The organism is Pseudomonas sp. LBUM1673, from assembly GCF_059695645.1.
The window spans coordinates 1,927,780-1,944,633 of sequence record NZ_CP166780.1 but is presented as its reverse complement, the minus strand read 5'-3'; the positions used below and the strand labels follow the sequence as shown (position 1 = coordinate 1,944,633).

18 protein-coding genes are annotated in these 16,854 nt (G+C 58.8%); 4 read left to right on the top strand and 14 right to left on the bottom strand.

The genetic code is table 11. The annotated features are described in order from the left end of the window. The first annotated feature begins 64 nt into the window (after positions 1–64). Positions 65–1,255, top strand: a complete 1,191-nt coding sequence (locus tag ACA044_RS08900) for an osmoprotectant NAGGN system M42 family peptidase (protein WP_497446031.1) — start codon at positions 65–67, stop codon at positions 1,253–1,255. Positions 1,256–1,439: 184 nt separating this feature from the next. Continuing rightward, complete coding sequence (locus ACA044_RS08895) at positions 1,440–1,667, top strand: YheU family protein (protein ID WP_003199186.1); 228 nt, start codon at positions 1,440–1,442, stop codon at positions 1,665–1,667. Positions 1,668–1,672: 5 nt separating this feature from the next. On the opposite strand, the gene csrA is transcribed toward ACA044_RS08895, so the two are convergent. The 3 genes from csrA to ACA044_RS08880 form a co-directional block, all read right to left on the bottom strand. Further along, positions 1,673–1,858, bottom strand: a complete 186-nt coding sequence (gene csrA / locus ACA044_RS08890; RefSeq protein WP_497446030.1) for a carbon storage regulator CsrA — start codon at positions 1,856–1,858, stop codon at positions 1,673–1,675. Positions 1,859–2,011: 153 nt separating this feature from the next. Further along, positions 2,012–2,344 (bottom strand): YnfA family protein, encoded by a 333-nt coding sequence (locus ACA044_RS08885; RefSeq protein ID WP_497446029.1) that lies wholly within the window; start codon positions 2,342–2,344, stop codon positions 2,012–2,014. Between the two features lie 65 nt (positions 2,345–2,409). After that, positions 2,410–3,225, bottom strand: a complete 816-nt coding sequence (locus ACA044_RS08880) for an SDR family oxidoreductase (RefSeq protein WP_497446028.1) — start codon at positions 3,223–3,225, stop codon at positions 2,410–2,412. 287 nt (positions 3,226–3,512) lie between these two features. On the opposite strand from ACA044_RS08880, the gene ACA044_RS08875 reads away from it, so the two are divergent. Continuing rightward, positions 3,513–3,671, top strand: coding sequence for a DUF3309 family protein (locus ACA044_RS08875; RefSeq protein WP_497447187.1), 159 nt, complete (start codon positions 3,513–3,515; stop codon positions 3,669–3,671). 58 nt (positions 3,672–3,729) lie between these two features. On the opposite strand, the gene ACA044_RS08870 is transcribed toward ACA044_RS08875, so the two are convergent. From ACA044_RS08870 to ACA044_RS08825, 10 genes are all read right to left on the bottom strand, one after another. Beyond that, the gene (locus ACA044_RS08870) at positions 3,730–5,823 is read right to left on the bottom strand and encodes an LTA synthase family protein (protein ID WP_497446027.1); all 2,094 of its coding nucleotides are present in this window, start codon (positions 5,821–5,823) and stop codon (positions 3,730–3,732) included. A 507-nt stretch (positions 5,824–6,330) separates the two neighbouring features. Then, positions 6,331–6,933 carry an START domain-containing protein gene (locus tag ACA044_RS08865; protein ID WP_497446026.1) on the bottom strand — a complete coding sequence of 201 codons (603 nt, stop codon included), beginning with the start codon at positions 6,931–6,933 and terminating at the stop codon, positions 6,331–6,333. Between the two features lie 41 nt (positions 6,934–6,974). Next, a complete protein-coding gene (locus tag ACA044_RS08860; protein WP_497446025.1) occupies positions 6,975–7,229 on the bottom strand; it encodes a YkgJ family cysteine cluster protein in 255 nt (84 codons plus the stop codon). A 166-nt stretch (positions 7,230–7,395) separates the two neighbouring features. Next, on the bottom strand, positions 7,396–7,869 hold the full coding sequence (locus ACA044_RS08855) for a translation initiation factor 2 (protein WP_497446024.1): 474 nt from the start codon (positions 7,867–7,869) through the stop codon (positions 7,396–7,398). 87 nt (positions 7,870–7,956) lie between these two features. Next, positions 7,957–9,396, bottom strand: a complete 1,440-nt coding sequence (locus ACA044_RS08850) for an aminotransferase-like domain-containing protein (protein WP_497446023.1) — start codon at positions 9,394–9,396, stop codon at positions 7,957–7,959. Between the two features lie 365 nt (positions 9,397–9,761). Continuing rightward, positions 9,762–10,574, bottom strand: a complete 813-nt coding sequence (locus ACA044_RS08845) for an OmpA family protein (RefSeq protein ID WP_497446022.1) — start codon at positions 10,572–10,574, stop codon at positions 9,762–9,764. Continuing rightward, the gene (locus ACA044_RS08840) at positions 10,571–10,927 is read right to left on the bottom strand and encodes a DUF4398 domain-containing protein (RefSeq protein ID WP_497446021.1); all 357 of its coding nucleotides are present in this window, start codon (positions 10,925–10,927) and stop codon (positions 10,571–10,573) included. The genes ACA044_RS08845 and ACA044_RS08840 overlap by 4 nt, the downstream gene beginning before the upstream one ends. Before the next feature lie 39 nt (positions 10,928–10,966). Next, entirely contained in the window at positions 10,967–11,773 is an 807-nt protein-coding gene (locus ACA044_RS08835) for a substrate-binding periplasmic protein (protein ID WP_497446020.1), read from the bottom strand. Between the two features lie 93 nt (positions 11,774–11,866). Then, positions 11,867–12,796 carry an electron transfer flavoprotein subunit alpha/FixB family protein gene (locus tag ACA044_RS08830; RefSeq protein WP_497446019.1) on the bottom strand — a complete coding sequence of 310 codons (930 nt, stop codon included), beginning with the start codon at positions 12,794–12,796 and terminating at the stop codon, positions 11,867–11,869. Positions 12,797–12,811: 15 nt separating this feature from the next. Then, the gene (locus ACA044_RS08825; RefSeq protein ID WP_159994520.1) at positions 12,812–13,561 is read right to left on the bottom strand and encodes an electron transfer flavoprotein subunit beta/FixA family protein; all 750 of its coding nucleotides are present in this window, start codon (positions 13,559–13,561) and stop codon (positions 12,812–12,814) included. Positions 13,562–14,108: 547 nt separating this feature from the next. Here ACA044_RS08825 and ACA044_RS08820 point away from each other — a divergent pair. Continuing rightward, positions 14,109–15,773, top strand: a complete 1,665-nt coding sequence (locus tag ACA044_RS08820; protein ID WP_497446018.1) for an electron transfer flavoprotein-ubiquinone oxidoreductase — start codon at positions 14,109–14,111, stop codon at positions 15,771–15,773. A 183-nt stretch (positions 15,774–15,956) separates the two neighbouring features. Here ACA044_RS08820 and ACA044_RS08815 read toward each other — a convergent pair whose 3' ends face one another. Then, complete coding sequence (locus ACA044_RS08815) at positions 15,957–16,847, bottom strand: AraC family transcriptional regulator (RefSeq protein WP_497446017.1); 891 nt, start codon at positions 16,845–16,847, stop codon at positions 15,957–15,959. Positions 16,848–16,854: the final 7 nt, after the last annotated feature.

Here is a 16,854-nt window from a genome sequence, read left to right as displayed (position 1 = left end):
CAGGCGCCAAAAATCCCCTTCCCTCATCGAAACCATCGATGTTCTCAACCCATCAGGAGTTTCCATGACCAGCAAAATTCCCGAACCGGACCTCAATTACCTGCAAAAAGTCCTGCTGGAAATGCTCGCCATTCCCAGCCCCACCGGGTTCACCGACACCATCGTGCGTTACGTCGCCGAGCGCCTCGAAGAGTTGGGCATTCCCTTTGAGATGACTCGTCGCGGCACCATCCGCGCCACCCTCAAGGGCAAGAAAAACAGCCCGGACCGCGCGGTCTCCGCTCACCTGGACACCATTGGCGCAGCAGTTCGCGCAATCAAGGACAACGGCCGCCTGACCCTGGCGCCGGTCGGTTGCTGGTCCAGCCGCTTTGCCGAAGGCAGCCGCGTCAGTTTGTTCACCGACAACGGCGTGATTCGCGGCAGCGTATTGCCGCTGATGGCTTCCGGGCACGCGTTCAATACTGCCGTGGATGAAATGCCGATCAGCTGGGATCACATCGAGTTGCGCCTGGACGCCTACTGCGCCACCCGCGCCGATTGTGATTCGCTGGGGATCAGCGTCGGCGATTTCGTCGCCTTCGACCCGTTGCCAGAGTTCACCGAAAGCGGCCACATCAGCGCCCGCCACCTCGACGACAAGGCCGGCGTTGCCGCCCTGCTGGCGGCGCTGAAAGCGATTGTCGACAGCGGTGAAGAACTGATGATCGACTGCCATCCGCTGTTCACTATCACCGAAGAAACCGGCAGCGGTGCAGCGGCCGCCCTGCCCTGGGACGTCAGCGAATTCGTCGGCATCGACATCGCGCCGGTCGCGCCCGGCCAACACTCCAGCGAACACGCGGTGAGCGTGGCGATGCAGGATTCCGGCGGGCCTTATGACTATCACCTGTCGCGGCACCTGCTGCGCCTGGCCAGCGACAACGAACTGCCAGCACGCCGGGACCTGTTCCGCTACTACTTCAGCGATGCTCACTCGGCCGTCACCGCCGGCCACGACATTCGCACCGCCCTGCTGGCCTTCGGTTGCGACGCCACCCACGGCTACGAACGTACCCACATCGACAGCCTCGCCGCCCTCAGCCGCCTGCTTGGCGCCTACATCCTCAGCCCGCCGGTGTTCGCCAGCGATGCTCAACCGGCCAAAGGATCGCTGGACCGGTTCAGTCATCAGATCGAGCACGAGACGCAGATGGAAAGCGATACGCGGGTGCCGTCGGTGGATAGTTTGATTGGGCAGCGCTCGGAGAGCTGACCTTGGCATTTTCTTCGCATGAAAGATTGCCATCGCGGGCAAGCCCGCTCCCACAGGGAAATGCGGTCAACTGTGGGAGCGGGCTTGCCCGCGATGAGGACAGATCAGGCACCACATCAGGTCAAGGCTAGCCGCCTCCCTTCATTCGCCGTAGCATCGCGCCATTGTTTAGCCGAGGTGCCTTATGCTGATTCCCCACGACCAACTTGAAGTCGACACCCTGACCCGTCTGATCGAGGATTTCGTGACCCGTGACGGCACCGATAACGGTGATGACACACCGCTGGAAACCCGTGTATTGCGTGTTCGTCAGGCATTGACCAAAGGCCAGGCGTTGATCGTCTTCGATCCGGAAAGCGAGCAATGTCAGTTGATGCTCAAGCACGACGTGCCCAAGCATCTGTTTGACTGAGGTTCTTAACGGGCTTTGGCTTTTGCCTGTTTGATCTGGATGCGCTCATAGACTTCGGCGCGATGTATGTCGACCTGCTGCGGCGCCTCAATACCGAAGCGCACACTGCTTCCGTCGACGGCAAGAACCCGCACGGAAATGTTGTCACCAATGGATATCAACTCGCCCACAACGCGACTGAGTACAAGCATGGCATTCATCCTTCAGGGTTACCGGCCCTTGAAGATGCCCGGCGCGTAGCGGGTCTTCAATGCAACAGCAGCAAAACAGTCTCGCCCTACGGCGCGGGATGCAGCGGCCTGACAGACGCGTCCGACAAACCGGCTTCCTGAAGGACCGATCCTTCAGGAAACGGAAAAGCGCGGGCCAAACAGGATGACACTCGCCCCGATCACACACAGCGCCACGCCGATCCAGTCCGAGCCCAGTGGACGAATCCGCTCGACCACCGCCAGCCAGCCGATCGACGCAATGATGTAGATGCCACCGTAGGCGGCATAGGCACGGCCGGCGTAGCTCGCTTCGACCCGGGTCAGCAGCACCGCGAACAGGATCAGGCTGAGCAACGCCGGGACGACCCACAAGACGCTTTTACCTTGGCGCAGCCACATCCAGAAGGCGAAGCAGCCGGCGATTTCAAACAGCGCGGCGAGGAAAAACCACAGGTAATTGAGCATGCAGACGTCTCGTGAGGATGGCCGGTTTGCGGCCACCCTAACGACGGTGTTGCGCACGGGCAAGTTCAGCCTGCGTTTTGTTTGGCCTTGGCGCGCATTTTGTCGGCCATCACGGTCATTTCGTTGTAGAGCAATTGCGGGTTTTTCTGTTTGAGCGCCCAGGCCATGCGCCCCTGTTCGTGAGGCAGAATCAAGAATTCGCCGGCAGCGACCTGCTGATAGATGTAGTCGGCAATGTCGGCCGCGGAGATTGGCGAACTTTCCAGCAGTTTACCGACCTGGGCTTTCATGGCCGGGGTCGGGCCACGGAAAGAGTCCAGCAGATTGGTCTGGAAGAACGACGGGCAGACCACATGCACGCTGACTTTCTCGTGGGCCAGTTCGATCAACAAACTTTCGGACAAGGCCACCACACCCGCCTTGGCCACGTTGTAGTTGCTCATGGCCGGGCCTTGCATCAGCGCCGCCATCGAGGCGATGTTGATGATCTTGCCTTTGCTTTTCTCCAGCAGCGGCAGGAAGGCCTTGCAGCCCTTGACGACGCCCATCAGGTTGATCGCGATCTGCCAATCCCAGTCCTCCAGCGACAGCTCACTGAAGAACCCGCCCGAGGCAACGCCAGCGTTGTTGACGATGACGTCGATGCCGTCGAGTTTTTCTTCACAGGCTTGGGCGAAGGCCGTCAGCTGACTGTAGTCGCGCACATCGCAACGCTGGATGAAGCCATCGCCGCCGGCGTCGCGAACCAGCTTCAGGGTTTCTTGCAAGCCGGGTTCGCTGACATCCGACAAGGCCAGCTGCCAGCCTTCACGCGCCCAGCGCAGCGCGATTTCGCGACCCAGGCCTGAGCCCGCGCCAGTGATCATCATGCGATTTTGCATAGCAAACAGCCTTGTTGTTCCGGGAAAGATGCACCGAGTGTAGCGAAGGATAATGCGCGACCCACGCTCCATCAGAGTGCTGAATGGCCAGCGATGAACCACGGCGCGGTCCGGCTGTTTCAACATTGAGACGCAGTAAAAGAAATAAGCGTGCTTTCCAAATACATTAAAAAAAATTGGAATTTTTTCTCATATCCATGAGTCGGATTTTGTAAGCAGCTAGGATTAATACAAGTCCAGCTGATGGCTAAACCCCTAGGTCAATCCACAACGCTTCCAACAAGGAAATAGACATGGGCACAATTCTTATCGTTATTCTTATTCTGTTGTTGATAGGTGGCTTGCCGGTCTTCCCGCACTCCAGAAGTTGGGGTTACGGCCCGTCCGGTATCATCGGCGCGGTGTTGGTGGTGCTGTTGATCCTGCTGCTGCTTGGCAAGATATAAAGGTTGCCGGCAAAAAAAAGAGGCCCTGCGAAGGGCCTCTTTTCTATTGCGCAAAAACTTAGTCCGGCTTGCCGTCAACCACACCGGCGGTGTTATCGATCAGGCTTTTGGTGGCCGTCTGAATGAACGACTCAAGCTTCTGCTTGAGCGCCGCTTCGTCAGCCGATGCCGGGATTAGTTCACCTTTAGGGTGGGCGCCCAGTTCGTATTGATACAACTTCGGCGGCATCTCTTTGGGCAGTACCAGCACGCGATCGGCGGTGAGCAACGCGACTGTCTGATCGCTGCCCGACGGTTTGATGACGCCGAAGCCCTTGTCGCCTTCCGGCAGGTTCAACAAGTCGCGACCCCAGCATTGATGAATCACGTCGCCACCGACGCGGCCCATGATGGTTGGCACGATGTCGATCTGGGTGCCGACGGTATGGTCGACCTGACCGAATTTTTCCTGGACGCCCGGCCCGATCAACAGCATCGGCACGTTGAAGCGACCCAGGTCCATTTCGGTGATTTGCTGTTCGTTGCCAAAACCGTGGTCGCCGACGACCACGAACAGGGTTTCCTTGAAGTACGGCTCTTTGCGAGCCTTTTCAAAGAACTGACCCAACGCCCAGTCGGAGTAGCGCATGGCGGTCAAGTGTTCGTTGAGGCTGCCACGGTCGGTCACACGCTCCACCGGCAATGGCGTCGGCAAGGCGTACGGCGTGTGGTTGGACAAGGTCTGCAGCAAGGCATAGAACGGCTTCTTGTCCTTGCCATCGCGGGCCTTCAACTCTTCCAGGCCACGGTTGAACATGTCCTGGTCGGACACGCCCCAGGTCGGATCGGAGAACACCGGGTTGACGAAGTCATTACGCCCGATGAAGTTGGTCATGCCCTGGTTGCTGAAGAAACCCGACTGGTTGTCCCAGGCGAAGTCACCGTTGTAGACGTACACATCGTCATAGTCACGCACGCTGAGCAACTGCGGCAGGCCGGACAGTTTGTGGCTGCCTTCCGGGGTCTGCATCAGGTATTCGAAACCCGGCAGGTTCGGGAAGCAGGCCATGGTGGCGAACATGCCCTGATGGGTATGAGTGCCGCTGGAGAAGAAACGGTCGAACAACAGGCCTTCTTTCGACAGTTTGTCGAAGTACGGCGTGATTTCACCCGGACGCCCCAGAGCACCCACCGAGTGACCGGCAAAGCTTTCCATCAGGATCACCACGACGTTCTTGATCGGCAGTGTCTTGTTGGTGTCGGGCGTGTAGTTGCGGCGCACCGCGGCGGTCTCGGGATCGACCAGCTTGTCGCTCGGGGTCAGCAACAAATCGCGCACGGTCTGCTGGGCCAGGGGCTGTGGCAGTGTGGCTTTCCAGATGTTGTCGCGATCTTCGGACATCCGGCTCTTGGCCGCCGCGATCAGTGACAGCGTGCCGTTGAGACCCAACTGGTTGGCGAAGTTCGAGTCGGTGGTGTAAACGTCCCCCCAACGCAGCGGCGGGCCCTGACGCAGGGTGCCACGAGCAGCGACCACGCAGACCAGCAGGCAGACCACGAACACCACGCCGCGCGCATACCATGGAGCGACCTGACGCGTACCAATGCTGCCACCGCTGAACGGCCCGCGAGGACGCGTGGCGCGGTCGGCCCCCTTGAACGCGAGGGTCAGAATCAACGTACCCAAGGCCCAGGCCAACAGGTAACGAACCACCGGAAAACCGTACCAGAGCATGCTCATCACGGTTTTCGGGTCTTCTTTCACGTACTGGAAAACCAGGCCGTTGAGGCGCTGATGGAACTCGCGGTAGAAGTCCATCTCCATCAAGCCGAGGAACAACGCGATGCTCGAGACAACGGTCAACCACAGCCGGAAGAACCCGCGGGCGGCCATGGCCCGAGCGCTGAACAATGCCAGCAGCAGCGGAATGCTGAGGTAAACCACCAGACGCAAGTCGAAACGCAGGCCGTTGGCGAAGGCTTCCAGAAAGGTCGAAGCCGGTGTGTCGAGGATCATCGAGCTGTTGTAGACCAGCAGCGCCACGCGCAGCAGGCTGAACATGACCATCATGACCAGGGCACACAACAGTGTGTAGGCCAGATGCGATTTGACGGTCGGTTGCAGCAGGCGACTAGAAGCTCGCTGCTGACTCAGGGCGTCCGGGTTTGCCATGTCGTTTTAGGACCCATTGGAAGTTGAAGTTTCAAAAATACAGCGGCGCCTTGCCTGATGCTGGCCGGTTAACCTGTGGGAGCGGGCTTGCTCGCGAAGGCGGCGGCCCAGTCAACATTGATGTCGTCTGACACACCGCTTTCGCGAGCAAGCCCGCTCCCACATGGATTGCGTTTAACTGACCGGCATCAGCTGTCTCGCCCTCTGTTGGCCATCCTCGGCCCCGGGGCGTGCGCGGTGCGCAAATGTTGCACGATCAATCGCGGCATTGCCATTGATTACTGCCCGGCTGCGCAACGGTCGCTTGTTGCGCTCTGGGACAAGAAGCGTGGCGCAAAGTTGCGGGGTTGACTCGTTGGGGCGCGGGCGAATTGTCTTGGAGGCTTTGTGAAAATTTCGTGCAACGCATATCCAGAAACAAAATAAAGCCCCGCCCTTGGTAAGAAACGCAAACGCCCCGAACCAGTCGGGGCGTTGTTGAACGGGCCGTATCGACAAAATACGCGGTTACTTCTCGGCGCGTTCTTTCAGGGCTTTGAGGGTATTGAACGGCGCGTCGACCACGAACTTGTTGGCCAACCACGACGGCACGCTGCCGCCTGGATCGGTGTGAACCTGATAAATCACTTCAACTTGATCGCCTTTAGGTACGAGTTTCCAGAAACCTTTGACCTGGGCGACCCGTACAAAACCATTTTCTTGCGGAACGTACTTCGGCTGCCCTTCCAGCTCGCGGGTCAGGCTGCCATCGGCGCCTTCAACGGTGGTGACATGCAACACCGAATCGCGAGCAGTGACCGGCCAGGGTGTATTGAACTGGGTGTAGGTCCAGCTCTGATTGCCTTCGTGCTTGAGCAGTTTCTGGGTCTTGCACTCGTGAATCCAGGCGCAGGCACCTGGAACGTCTTCCTGCAGTGCACGCAGTTTGGCCATGGTGGTCTTCATGACGGTCACGCCACGGTAAGCCTTGTATTGGGAACCGGCCACTTCACTCAAGGACACCTTGATACCGTCTTCATCCTTGGCGGTTTTCCAGTCTTCGGCCTGAGCCGTGGAGGCCAGCAAAACCGTCAAACCACACAGCACAGCCATACGATGCAGCGAACCCATAGTCTTATTCCTTATTGTTGAAGTTCCGTTCGTTGAACACATCACGCGGCCGTCATTTGCTCCCACCAGCCCAGCAGTTTGATCGCTTCGTCGCGACTGCTGCCGCAGACCTCGACATCGGCTTCAAACGCCGAACACACTGCAGGACGTTCCGGTTTGCCGAAAATGCTGCACAGATTATCGACAGACAGTTGTACGCAACGTTCTCCTGCGGCTTTGCCATTGGGCATGCCGGGAATCGGCGAACTGATGGAAGGGGCAATGCAACAGGCGCCACAGCCTTCACGGCATCTCATGACGACAAGCTCCTCGCGACGGGCAATGTGTTAAAGGGACGGGGCACAGAGTAACGGCTAAAACGGCTGTTTGAAATTACCTGAGCCTGGGTTTTTTCGCTCAAACGAACGTGACTGACCAGTCTCCGACAAAGCGTCTGGCCTGCAGGTCACGAACGGGGGCGATTTACTGCTTGAACTCAAATTCCAGCGCCGCGCCTTCAACTTCCCGGCGCTCTTCATTGCGCAACTGCAACTTCATTTCGTTGCTGAGCAGGCGACCGTTGAGCTGGAATGGGCTACTGCCCGCCTTGTCACCGAACATTTTCGGCAACACCCCATCGTGTCGGGGCAACGGTACCGTGCCGACCGGTTTCAGTTCTTCGACCATGTCCTTGGGCAAGCTCAAGTCGAGCGTAGCGGGAGGGAGTGTGGTTTTCACCACTTCACTGGCCGGTTTCGATTTAGAGGCAATGGGGGCACGCTTTTTGACCGGTGCAGCCTTCTTTTTGGCCGGCGTGGACTTTTTGACCGGAGCCGCTTTTTTCGCGGTTGTGCTGGCTGTCGGTTTTTCCTGGACGGAAGCCGCCATGACGCCTTGCGCGTGAAAGGTCATCGACAGGCAGATCAACAGCCAGGCGGCAGGAAAAATCGGCTTCATGGACCCAACGGTGTGAACGGCAGAAGCCCCTATGCTCGCCTGTTGGAGGCGACAAGACAAGCGGGCCGTTCACAACTGCCCGGCGGGTCAAAAACCGCTCGCTGTTTCCTGACAAAGTTGCGTCGCCAGCAACCCCAGCGTCATCAATGCCCGCTCGGCCTCACGGTTCCAGGGGATACCACAGTTCAGGCGAATGCAGTGATTGAACTGTTCGGTATTACTGAAAATCAGCCCCGGCGCAATGCTGATGCCCTGTTGCAACGCACGCACATGCAGTTCCTGCGTGTTGACCCGCCCCGGCAGGCTGACCCACAGAATGAAACCGCCAGTGGGCCGGCTCATCTGTGTACCTTCCGGAAAGTACTGCTGCACCGCCAGCTGGAAAGCGCTGAGATTCTTGCGGTACTCCTGGCGGATGTAACGCAAATGCCGGTCGTAACCGCCATTTTCCAGGTAAGCCGCGATGCCCATTTGCGTGACGCTGCAGGCCGAATGGGTGCTGAAGGTCTGCAAACGCTGGATTTCCTGCTGGTACTTACCGGCAATCATCCAGCCGATCCGCACACCGGGCGACAGAGTTTTGGAGAAGCTGGAGCAATAGATCACTCGATCCAGCCGGTCATAGGCCTTGAGCGATTTGGTACGGCCCTGCTCGAACATCAGTTCGCCGTAAATATCGTCTTCGACGACCTGGATATCGAAATCCGAGGCCAGGCGCAGCAGTTGTTTCTGCCGCTCTTCGGGCATGGTGCCGCCCAAGGGATTGCTCAGGCGGGTTGTCAGTACCAGCGCCTTGATCGACCACTGGTTGGCCGCCAGTTGCAGGGCTTCGAGGCTCATGCCGGTGGCCGGATCGCTGGGGATCTCGATGACCTTGAGGCCCAGCAAGTCGGCCAGTTGCAGAAGACCGTAATAAGTCGGTGACTCGGCGGCGATCAGGTCGCCCGGCTGGGTCAATACGCGCAAAGACATCTGCAACGCATCGACGCAGCCGTGAGTGATCACTACTTCCGACGGATCGACCACCACGCCGGCATCGCGCATGCGGATCGCCACTTGCCGACGCAACGGCTCGAAACCGGGGCTGAACATGTAGCTGAACGCCCGCGGACTATGGAAACGGGTGACTTTGGCCAGTTGCTGATGCAGTGCCCGCACCGGCAGATAATCGACGCTCGGTACGGCCGCACCCAACGGGAAAACGCCTTCGCGGCGAGATTCGACCAGTACTTGCTGAATGATGCTGCTGCGGGTGACAAGGCCGGGGCGCTCGACCCGGGCGATGTCCGGAGTTGGCGCCGTGAGCGCCGGCGTCTGGTGCACGTAGTAACCGGATTGCGGCCGGGCACGGATCAGCCCCTGATCCTCAAGGTTGGCGTAGGCCTGCAACACCGTCGCATGGCTGACGTTGAGCTGCGAGCTCATCTTGCGCACCGAAGGCACGCGCTCCCCCGGTTGATAGACACCACGACGGATGTCTTCGGCCAGTTGCTGAGCAATTCGTTGATAGAGCAAGAGATTGGTCATGACGCAGCACTCGATTTCACGGGCATTTTATTCTTGTGTGAAACAATACCGGAACAGTTTAGAAGTGTACTGGGACAGTTACCACAATAGTCGACCATACAGTGCAGTGTCAGCAAAATCTGTACTGCTTTTTTGCGAAGATGCAATGCAATTGATCGGCGAAACCTTGTAGCAGCTGCCGAAGGCCGCGTTCGAGGACGAAGTCCTCGTCTGGGGTCCCCTCGATTATTCTGGAGAGCCGCGTACCCAGAATTGGCGACTGCTTCGCAGCCGAACGCAGGCTTCGCCAGCTGCTACAGAGGTTGATCCGCAGGCAAAAAAAACCCGGCACTGTTGAACAGGCCGGGTTTTCCAGTGACGCAGCCCTAGCGGGCGGCGCCGAGCTGGCCTTTTTCGTCGGAGAACACAATTTCCACCCGACGGTTCTGTGCACGACCACGCTCGGAAGCGTTCACGTCCACCGGGTATTCATCGCCGTAACCTTCGACCTGGATGCGTTTGTCGTCGATGCCCAGGTCCATCAGCACGTCGGCCACCGATTGCGCACGGTCGCGGGACAGCTTGAGGTTGTCCTGTTTACCGCCGGTGCTGTCGGTGTAACCCTCGATCCGCACTACGCGTTTGGGGTTGAGCTGCAAGAACTGGACGATCTTCAGCACCACACGGTTTGCCGAGTTTTTCAGCTCCGCTTCACCGGTATCGAACAACACATCGCCCAGGGTCATCACCAGACCACGGTCGGTCTGGGTGGTCGCCAGCGCCACGATCTGCTCTTCGAGCCACTTGCCCTGTTGCTGCACACTGAGCAACTTGGACTCACGCAGTGCCAGTTGCAGGCGTTGACGCTCGAGTTCGAGCTTCGCTGCGCGCTCCTCGTTGAGCACCTGATTGGTGTGTTCCCGGGCGATTTCGCTGTAGCGCCGGCTCAGGTAGGCGTAATGCAACACGTCCGAACCGCTGCCCCAGTAGCTGGACAGACGATCGGCGCGGGCCAGGGATTCGCCGGCACGGATCACGTCTTTAGGCGCGATGCGCAGCACGTTGGAGTCTTCCTTGACCTTCTGGAAGTCGGTGCCGGCCTGCTGCAACGCGGCTTCGCTGTGTTGACCGGCGCAGCCATAAAGGCTTGCGCAGCCAGCCAGGATCAAGCCGCCGAGTGCTTTGGTCTTGAGGCTCATTGGGCATCTCCCAGTTGCTTGCGCAGGCGAGTGATGCGGGTATTAAGCACGTTCAACTGCTCCTCGCTCTTGAGGGTCAGGACCCGGGCTTCGGCCAGGCGCGCGTCCAACTCGGCCTGCTCGGCCCGCATGCGCGCATTCTTGAAGGACTGGTCGGCCATGTTGCCCTTGGCACGGTTGAACTTGTCCTGGGCCAGTTTCAACTCCGGCACTTCGTCGGCGGTAGCGCCCACGGCCTTGGCTTGTTCGAGGGCCTGTTCGGTCAGGCGTATTTGTTCATTCGGCGCAGGATCGGCTGCACAACCCGCCAGAGCCAGAACGGCCAGGGCAGCGAAAAGAGGTCGAATACTCACTAAAAATCCCTACTGTTTTGGGGTACTGACAGGTTGTTGCTACGGTTGCGAGGATTGCGCTTTCCAACGCTCGATATTGCGCAGCAACGCGGCTTCCGTCAGTCCGGACGCGGGCAATTCTGTCATCTTTTTGGCCAGCTGTCCGCGCAACCAAGGATCGTTGCAGACAGAGTTATGGGAAACCGCGAGGTACAGGCCGGGTTTGTCGATGGGTTGCAGGTGGGCCATCAAATCATTGGCCATCCCCAATGTTTGCGCCATGGCCATGCCCGAGTAGCGTCCGGCGAGGACAAATTCCACCTCGCCCAGCAGCAATTTCTGAAAGGCCTGGGTCAGATTGGGCGTGCGCACGAGGGTCAATTGCTGCTCGGCGAAAGTCCCAAATGAGGGGGTCACTCGAGCCTTTTCCGACAACGCACCGGGATGGCCGCGAAGGTCCTGCGCTTCGTTGTAGACCAGGAGCGAGTCGTTGCGGGTCCAGACCAGGTAATCGTTTTCCAGCAGCGGTGGATGGATGTAATCCAGATTTTCCAGCTCACTGACCGTTATTGGCGCGTCGGCCAGCATGTCCATGCGCCCGCTGCGCACTTCATCCAGGGCCTGGGAGCGTTTGCCGGCGTAAAGCAGCTCGACCTTGATGCCCAACTCCCCCGCCACTTGCTGCAGCAGGTCAGCGCTGGCGCCAATCAGGTGCTTGGGGTTTTGCGGGTCTTGCCACAGGTACGGCGGCGCGTCCGGGCTGCCGGTCACCACCAGGCGCTCGCATTTGCCCGCGGCTACGGACAGCCCCGGCAACATCGTCAGCCCCAGCAGTAATGACCAGCCACACACGCGGCGTAAATCCATGGCGACACTCTCCACTCAAACCCGGTTCTATCGACAAAGAACAAAAAAAAGCCCGACCAAAAGGCCGGGCTCTTTATAAGTCAAGCCGCCGGATTAGACCAGCTTCTCGAACTCGGGGATGGCTTCGAACAGGTCTGCCACCAGGCCATAATCAGCCACCTGGAAGATCGGCGCTTCTTCGTCCTTGTTGATCGCCACGATCACTTTGGAGTCTTTCATGCCGGCCAGGTGCTGGATCGCGCCGGAGATACCGACGGCGATGTACAGCTGTGGCGCCACGATCTTGCCGGTCTGACCGACCTGCATGTCGTTGGGTACGAAACCTGCGTCGACCGCAGCGCGGGAAGCACCGACGGCAGCGCCCAGCTTGTCAGCCAGGGCGTACAGGTGTTTGAAGTTGTCGCCGTTCTGCATGCCACGGCCGCCGGAAACGACGATTTTGGCAGCGGTCAGTTCCGGACGATCGGACTTGGCCAGTTCTTCGCCGACGAAGCTCGAAGTGCCAGCGTCGTGAGCAGCAGCAACGGCTTCAACCGACGCCGAACCACCTTCAGCGGCAACCGGGTCGAAACCGGTGGCACGCACGGTGATCACTTTGACCGTAGCGTTGGACTGTACGGTAGCAATGGCGTTACCGGCGTAGATCGGGCGCTTGAAGGTATCAGCGCTTTCGACCGAGATAATCTCGGAGATCTGATCAACGTCCAGGGACGCGGCAACGCGCGGCAGGATGTTTTTGCCGTTCGAAGTAGCGGCAGCCAGGATGTGGCTGTAGCCCTTACCCAATTCTGCAACCAGTGGCGCTACGTTTTCCGGCAGTTGGTGAGCGTAGGCGGCGTTATCGGCCACCAGCACTTTGGCCACGCCAGCGATTTTCGCAGCGGCTTCAGCCACGGCGCCAGCGCCTTGACCTGCAACCAGAACGTGGATGTCACCACCGATTTTGGCAGCAGCAGCCACAGTGTTCAGCGTGGCCGGGGCCAGTACTTTGTTGTCGTGTTCTGCAATAACCAAGATAGTCATTTCTGGCTCCTTAACTCAAAGCACCTTCGCTTCGTTTTTCAGTTTCTCGACCAGTTCAGCCACCGACTTGACCTTGATGCCCGCGCTGCGTGCAGCCGGCGCTTCGACTTTCAGGGTCTTGTTGGTGGAGGCGGTGGAAACGCCCAAAGCGTCCGGAGTCAGCACTTCGAGAGGCTTCTTCTTGGCTTTCATGATGTTTGGCAGGGACGCGTAGCGCGGCTCGTTCAAACGCAGGTCGGTGGTGACGATGGCCGGCAGTTTCAAAGAAACCGTCTGTGCGCCGCCGTCGATTTCGCGGGTCACGGCAACGCTGTCGCCGCTGACTTCGACTTTGGACGCGAACGTGCCCTGACCGTAGCCACTCAATGCCGCGAGCATCTGGCCAGTCTGGTTGTTGTCGCTATCGATGGCTTGTTTGCCGAGGATCACCAGCTGAGGCTGTTCCTTGTCGACAACCGCTTTCAACAATTTGGCAACAGCCAGGGAAGTCAGGTCTTCAGCGGATTCGACGAGGATGGCGCGGTCGGCACCCAGAGCCAGCGCGGTGCGCAGTTGCTCTTGAGCGGTGGACGGGCCGATGGAGACGACGACGATTTCAGTCGCAACGCCTTTCTCTTTCAGACGTACGGCTTCTTCCACTGCGATTTCGCAGAACGGGTTCATCGACATCTTGACGTTAGCGAGGTCGACGCCGGAATTGTCCGCCTTGACACGAACCTTGACGTTGTAATCCACAACGCGTTTGACAGCTACAAGAACCTTCATGGATTCCTCGTTACTCTCCGGTGAAAAGAAAGTCGCCTAGGCGAACCTGGCGGTTGATGCTCATCGGCGCAAGGGCACCTCTAAAAACGCTGGCAGGTGTATCGGGTGAACATTGCTCACGAGGCTGATAACCGTTCGTCAGTGGTGACCGACGAGTCATTCATTATCGCGGCGTGTAAACTGTGCGCCAAACCTGCGCTGCATATCACCTTGTACTGCCATCGCCCTGTCTTTAGAGGTGCTCTTGAAACCAACAGTCAGCCTACGGCGAGCGCAAAACCGCCCGTATCTTGACCGGAACACCTATTCCGGTCAATACGGCAAAATGGCCAGTCATAAGCCGCGTGACTTTGATTTCTCTGGCTTCGAGCCAATTCAAACAAACGTTTGTATTGGACGCTAGGAGTGGTGTAGATATAATGCGCCACCCAGAGAGAAAGGTGGGTCATCCATTGTCCCCTTTCGGCGTTTGCCGGAGGAAATAATGGATGCAACGCCAAACCTCCAATTAGAAAAAAACTGTTGAGCCTTGAGTAGGAGATAGCCTGTGGAACGCGAATACATGGAATTCGACGTGGTCATCGTCGGTGCCGGCCCCGCTGGCCTGTCCGCCGCCTGCCGTTTGAAGCAGAAGGCCGCCGAAGCCGGTAAGGAAATCAGCGTCTGCGTGGTCGAAAAAGGCTCCGAAGTCGGCGCTCATATCCTGTCCGGTGCCGTGTTCGAACCACGGGCCCTGAACGAACTGTTCCCGGACTGGAAAGAACTCGGCGCGCCGCTGAATACGCCAGTCACCCGCGATGACATCTTCGTTCTGAAAAACGCCGACAGCGCGCAGAAGATTCCTGACTTCTTTGTGCCCAAGACCATGCACAACGAAGGCAACTACATCATCTCCCTGGGCAACCTGTGCCGCTGGCTGGCCCAACAGGCCGAGAACCTGGGCGTGGAAATCTACCCGGGCTTCGCCGCTCAGGAAGCGCTGTTCGACGAGAACGGCGTGGTTCGCGGGATCATCACCGGCGACCTGGGTGTCGATCGCGAAGGCAATCCGAAAGAAGGCCTGTACACCCCGGGCATGGAACTGCGTGCCAAGTACACGCTGTTCGCCGAAGGTTGCCGCGGCCACATCGGCAAGCAGCTGATCAAGCGTTTCAACCTCGACAGCGAGGCCGACGCCCAGCACTACGGCATCGGCCTGAAAGAAATCTGGGAAATCGACCCGGCCAAGCACCAGCCAGGCCTGGTGGTCCACACCGCCGGTTGGCCGCTGGACATCATGGGTACCGAGAACACCGGTGGCTCGTTCCTCTATCACCTGGAAAACAACCAGGTGGTGGTCGGCCTGATCGTCGATCTTTCCTACAGCAACACCTTTCTGTCGCCATTCGACGAGTTCCAGCGCCTCAAGCATCACCCGGTGCTCAAGCAATACCTGGAAGGCGGCAAGCGCATCAGCTACGGTGCGCGTGCTATCTCCAAAGGTGGCCTGAACTCGCTGCCGAAAATGGTCTTCAAGGGCGGCGCGCTGATCGGTTGCGACCTCGGCACCCTGAACTTCGCCAAGATCAAAGGCAGCCACACGGCGATGAAGTCCGGCATGCTCGCCGCTGACGCAGTGGCCGACGCGCTGTTCGCCGATCTGGACGGCACGCAAGAGCTGACCACTTACGTCGACGCGTTCAAGAAGAGCTGGCTCTACGATGAACTGTTCGCCAGTCGCAACTTCGGCCCGGCGATGCACAAGTTCGGCCCGATCGTCGGTGCCGGTTTCAACTGGATCGACCAGAACATCTTCGGCGGCAAACTGCCGTTCACCCTGCACGACACCAAGCCGGATTACGCTTGCCTGAAACTGGCGGCCGACTGCAAGAAGATCGACTACCCGAAACCGGACGGCAAGATCAGCTTCGACAAACTCAGCTCGGTGTTCATCTCCGGTACCAACCACGAAGAAGAGCAGCCTTGCCACTTGAAGCTGACCGATCCGAGCATTCCGATCGCCAAGAACCTGCCGATGTACGATGAACCCGCCCAGCGTTACTGCCCGGCCGGTGTGTACGAAGTGGTCACCCAGGAAGACGGCGAGAAGCGCTTCCAGATCAACGCCCAGAACTGTGTTCACTGCAAGACCTGCGACATCAAGGACCCTGCACAGAACATCACCTGGGTGGCGCCGGAAGGTTCCGGCGGCCCGACTTACCCGAACATGTAAGTTGAACGCATGAACATAGAGGCTCCCGAAATGGGGGCCTTTTTGTTGCCCGAAATCCAGGCATCAACACTAAACCAATGTGGGAGCGAGCCTGCTCGCGATAGCGGTGTGTCAGTCGACATCTATGCTGGATGATAAACCGCAATCGCGAGCAGGCTCGCTCCCACATGAGCCCTCACTGGATCAAGCCGCGCGTTCATCTCCGGGGTTGCGTTCGAAGTAACGCTTGTACTCGCGGCTGAACTGCGACGTGCTCTGATACCCCACCCGATGCGCCACCTGAGCCACACCCAAGCCTTCGCCCAGCAGTAACTGCTGGGCCCTGAGCAAACGCAAACGCTTCAAATATTGCACCGGCGACAACAAGGTGCTGCGTTTGAAATGCTCATGAAACGTCGACGCACTCATGTTCGCGCAACTGGCCAGGGTTTCGACGTTCAGCGGCTCGGTGTAATGCGCATGCAGATGACTCAGGGACGCCGCGATCCGGGCGAGCTGCCCCTGTTGTTCCACCAGCGCTCGCAATACATCGGCTTGCGGCCCACGCAACGCCACGAACAACAACTCCCGCAAGCGCGCCTGGCCCATGATCTGGCATTCCAGCGGATCGTGCAGGCAGCGCAATAACCGCTCCACACAACCGCGCATGGCTTCGTCGAGCACCGCCGAGGTCATGGATTCGGGTGTCTGCGCGGCAATAGTGCGTCCCGGCGCCAGCCCCATGGCCAATACCAACTCACTGAGCAACACTCGGTCAATGGCGATGGAAACGCCCAGCATCGGGCCATCTGGAGCCGAAAACGTCTCGCATTCGAAGGGCACCGGTAACGCCTGAATCAGGTAATGCCCGGCACCATATTCCAGAGTACGCGGGCCCAGATACGCCAACTTGCTGCCCTGGGCGATGATGACCAGGCTTGGCTCGTAAATTTGCGGGCCACGGGCGATATCACAACTGGCTCGCAAAACCTGCACGCCCGGCAACGCGGTAGGAGCAAAACCGTCGCGGGTGGTCAGCGGCTGGATCAGCGAAACCAGCGCGGCATTGGCATCGAGATGACGGGTCAACAACATGGGGAGC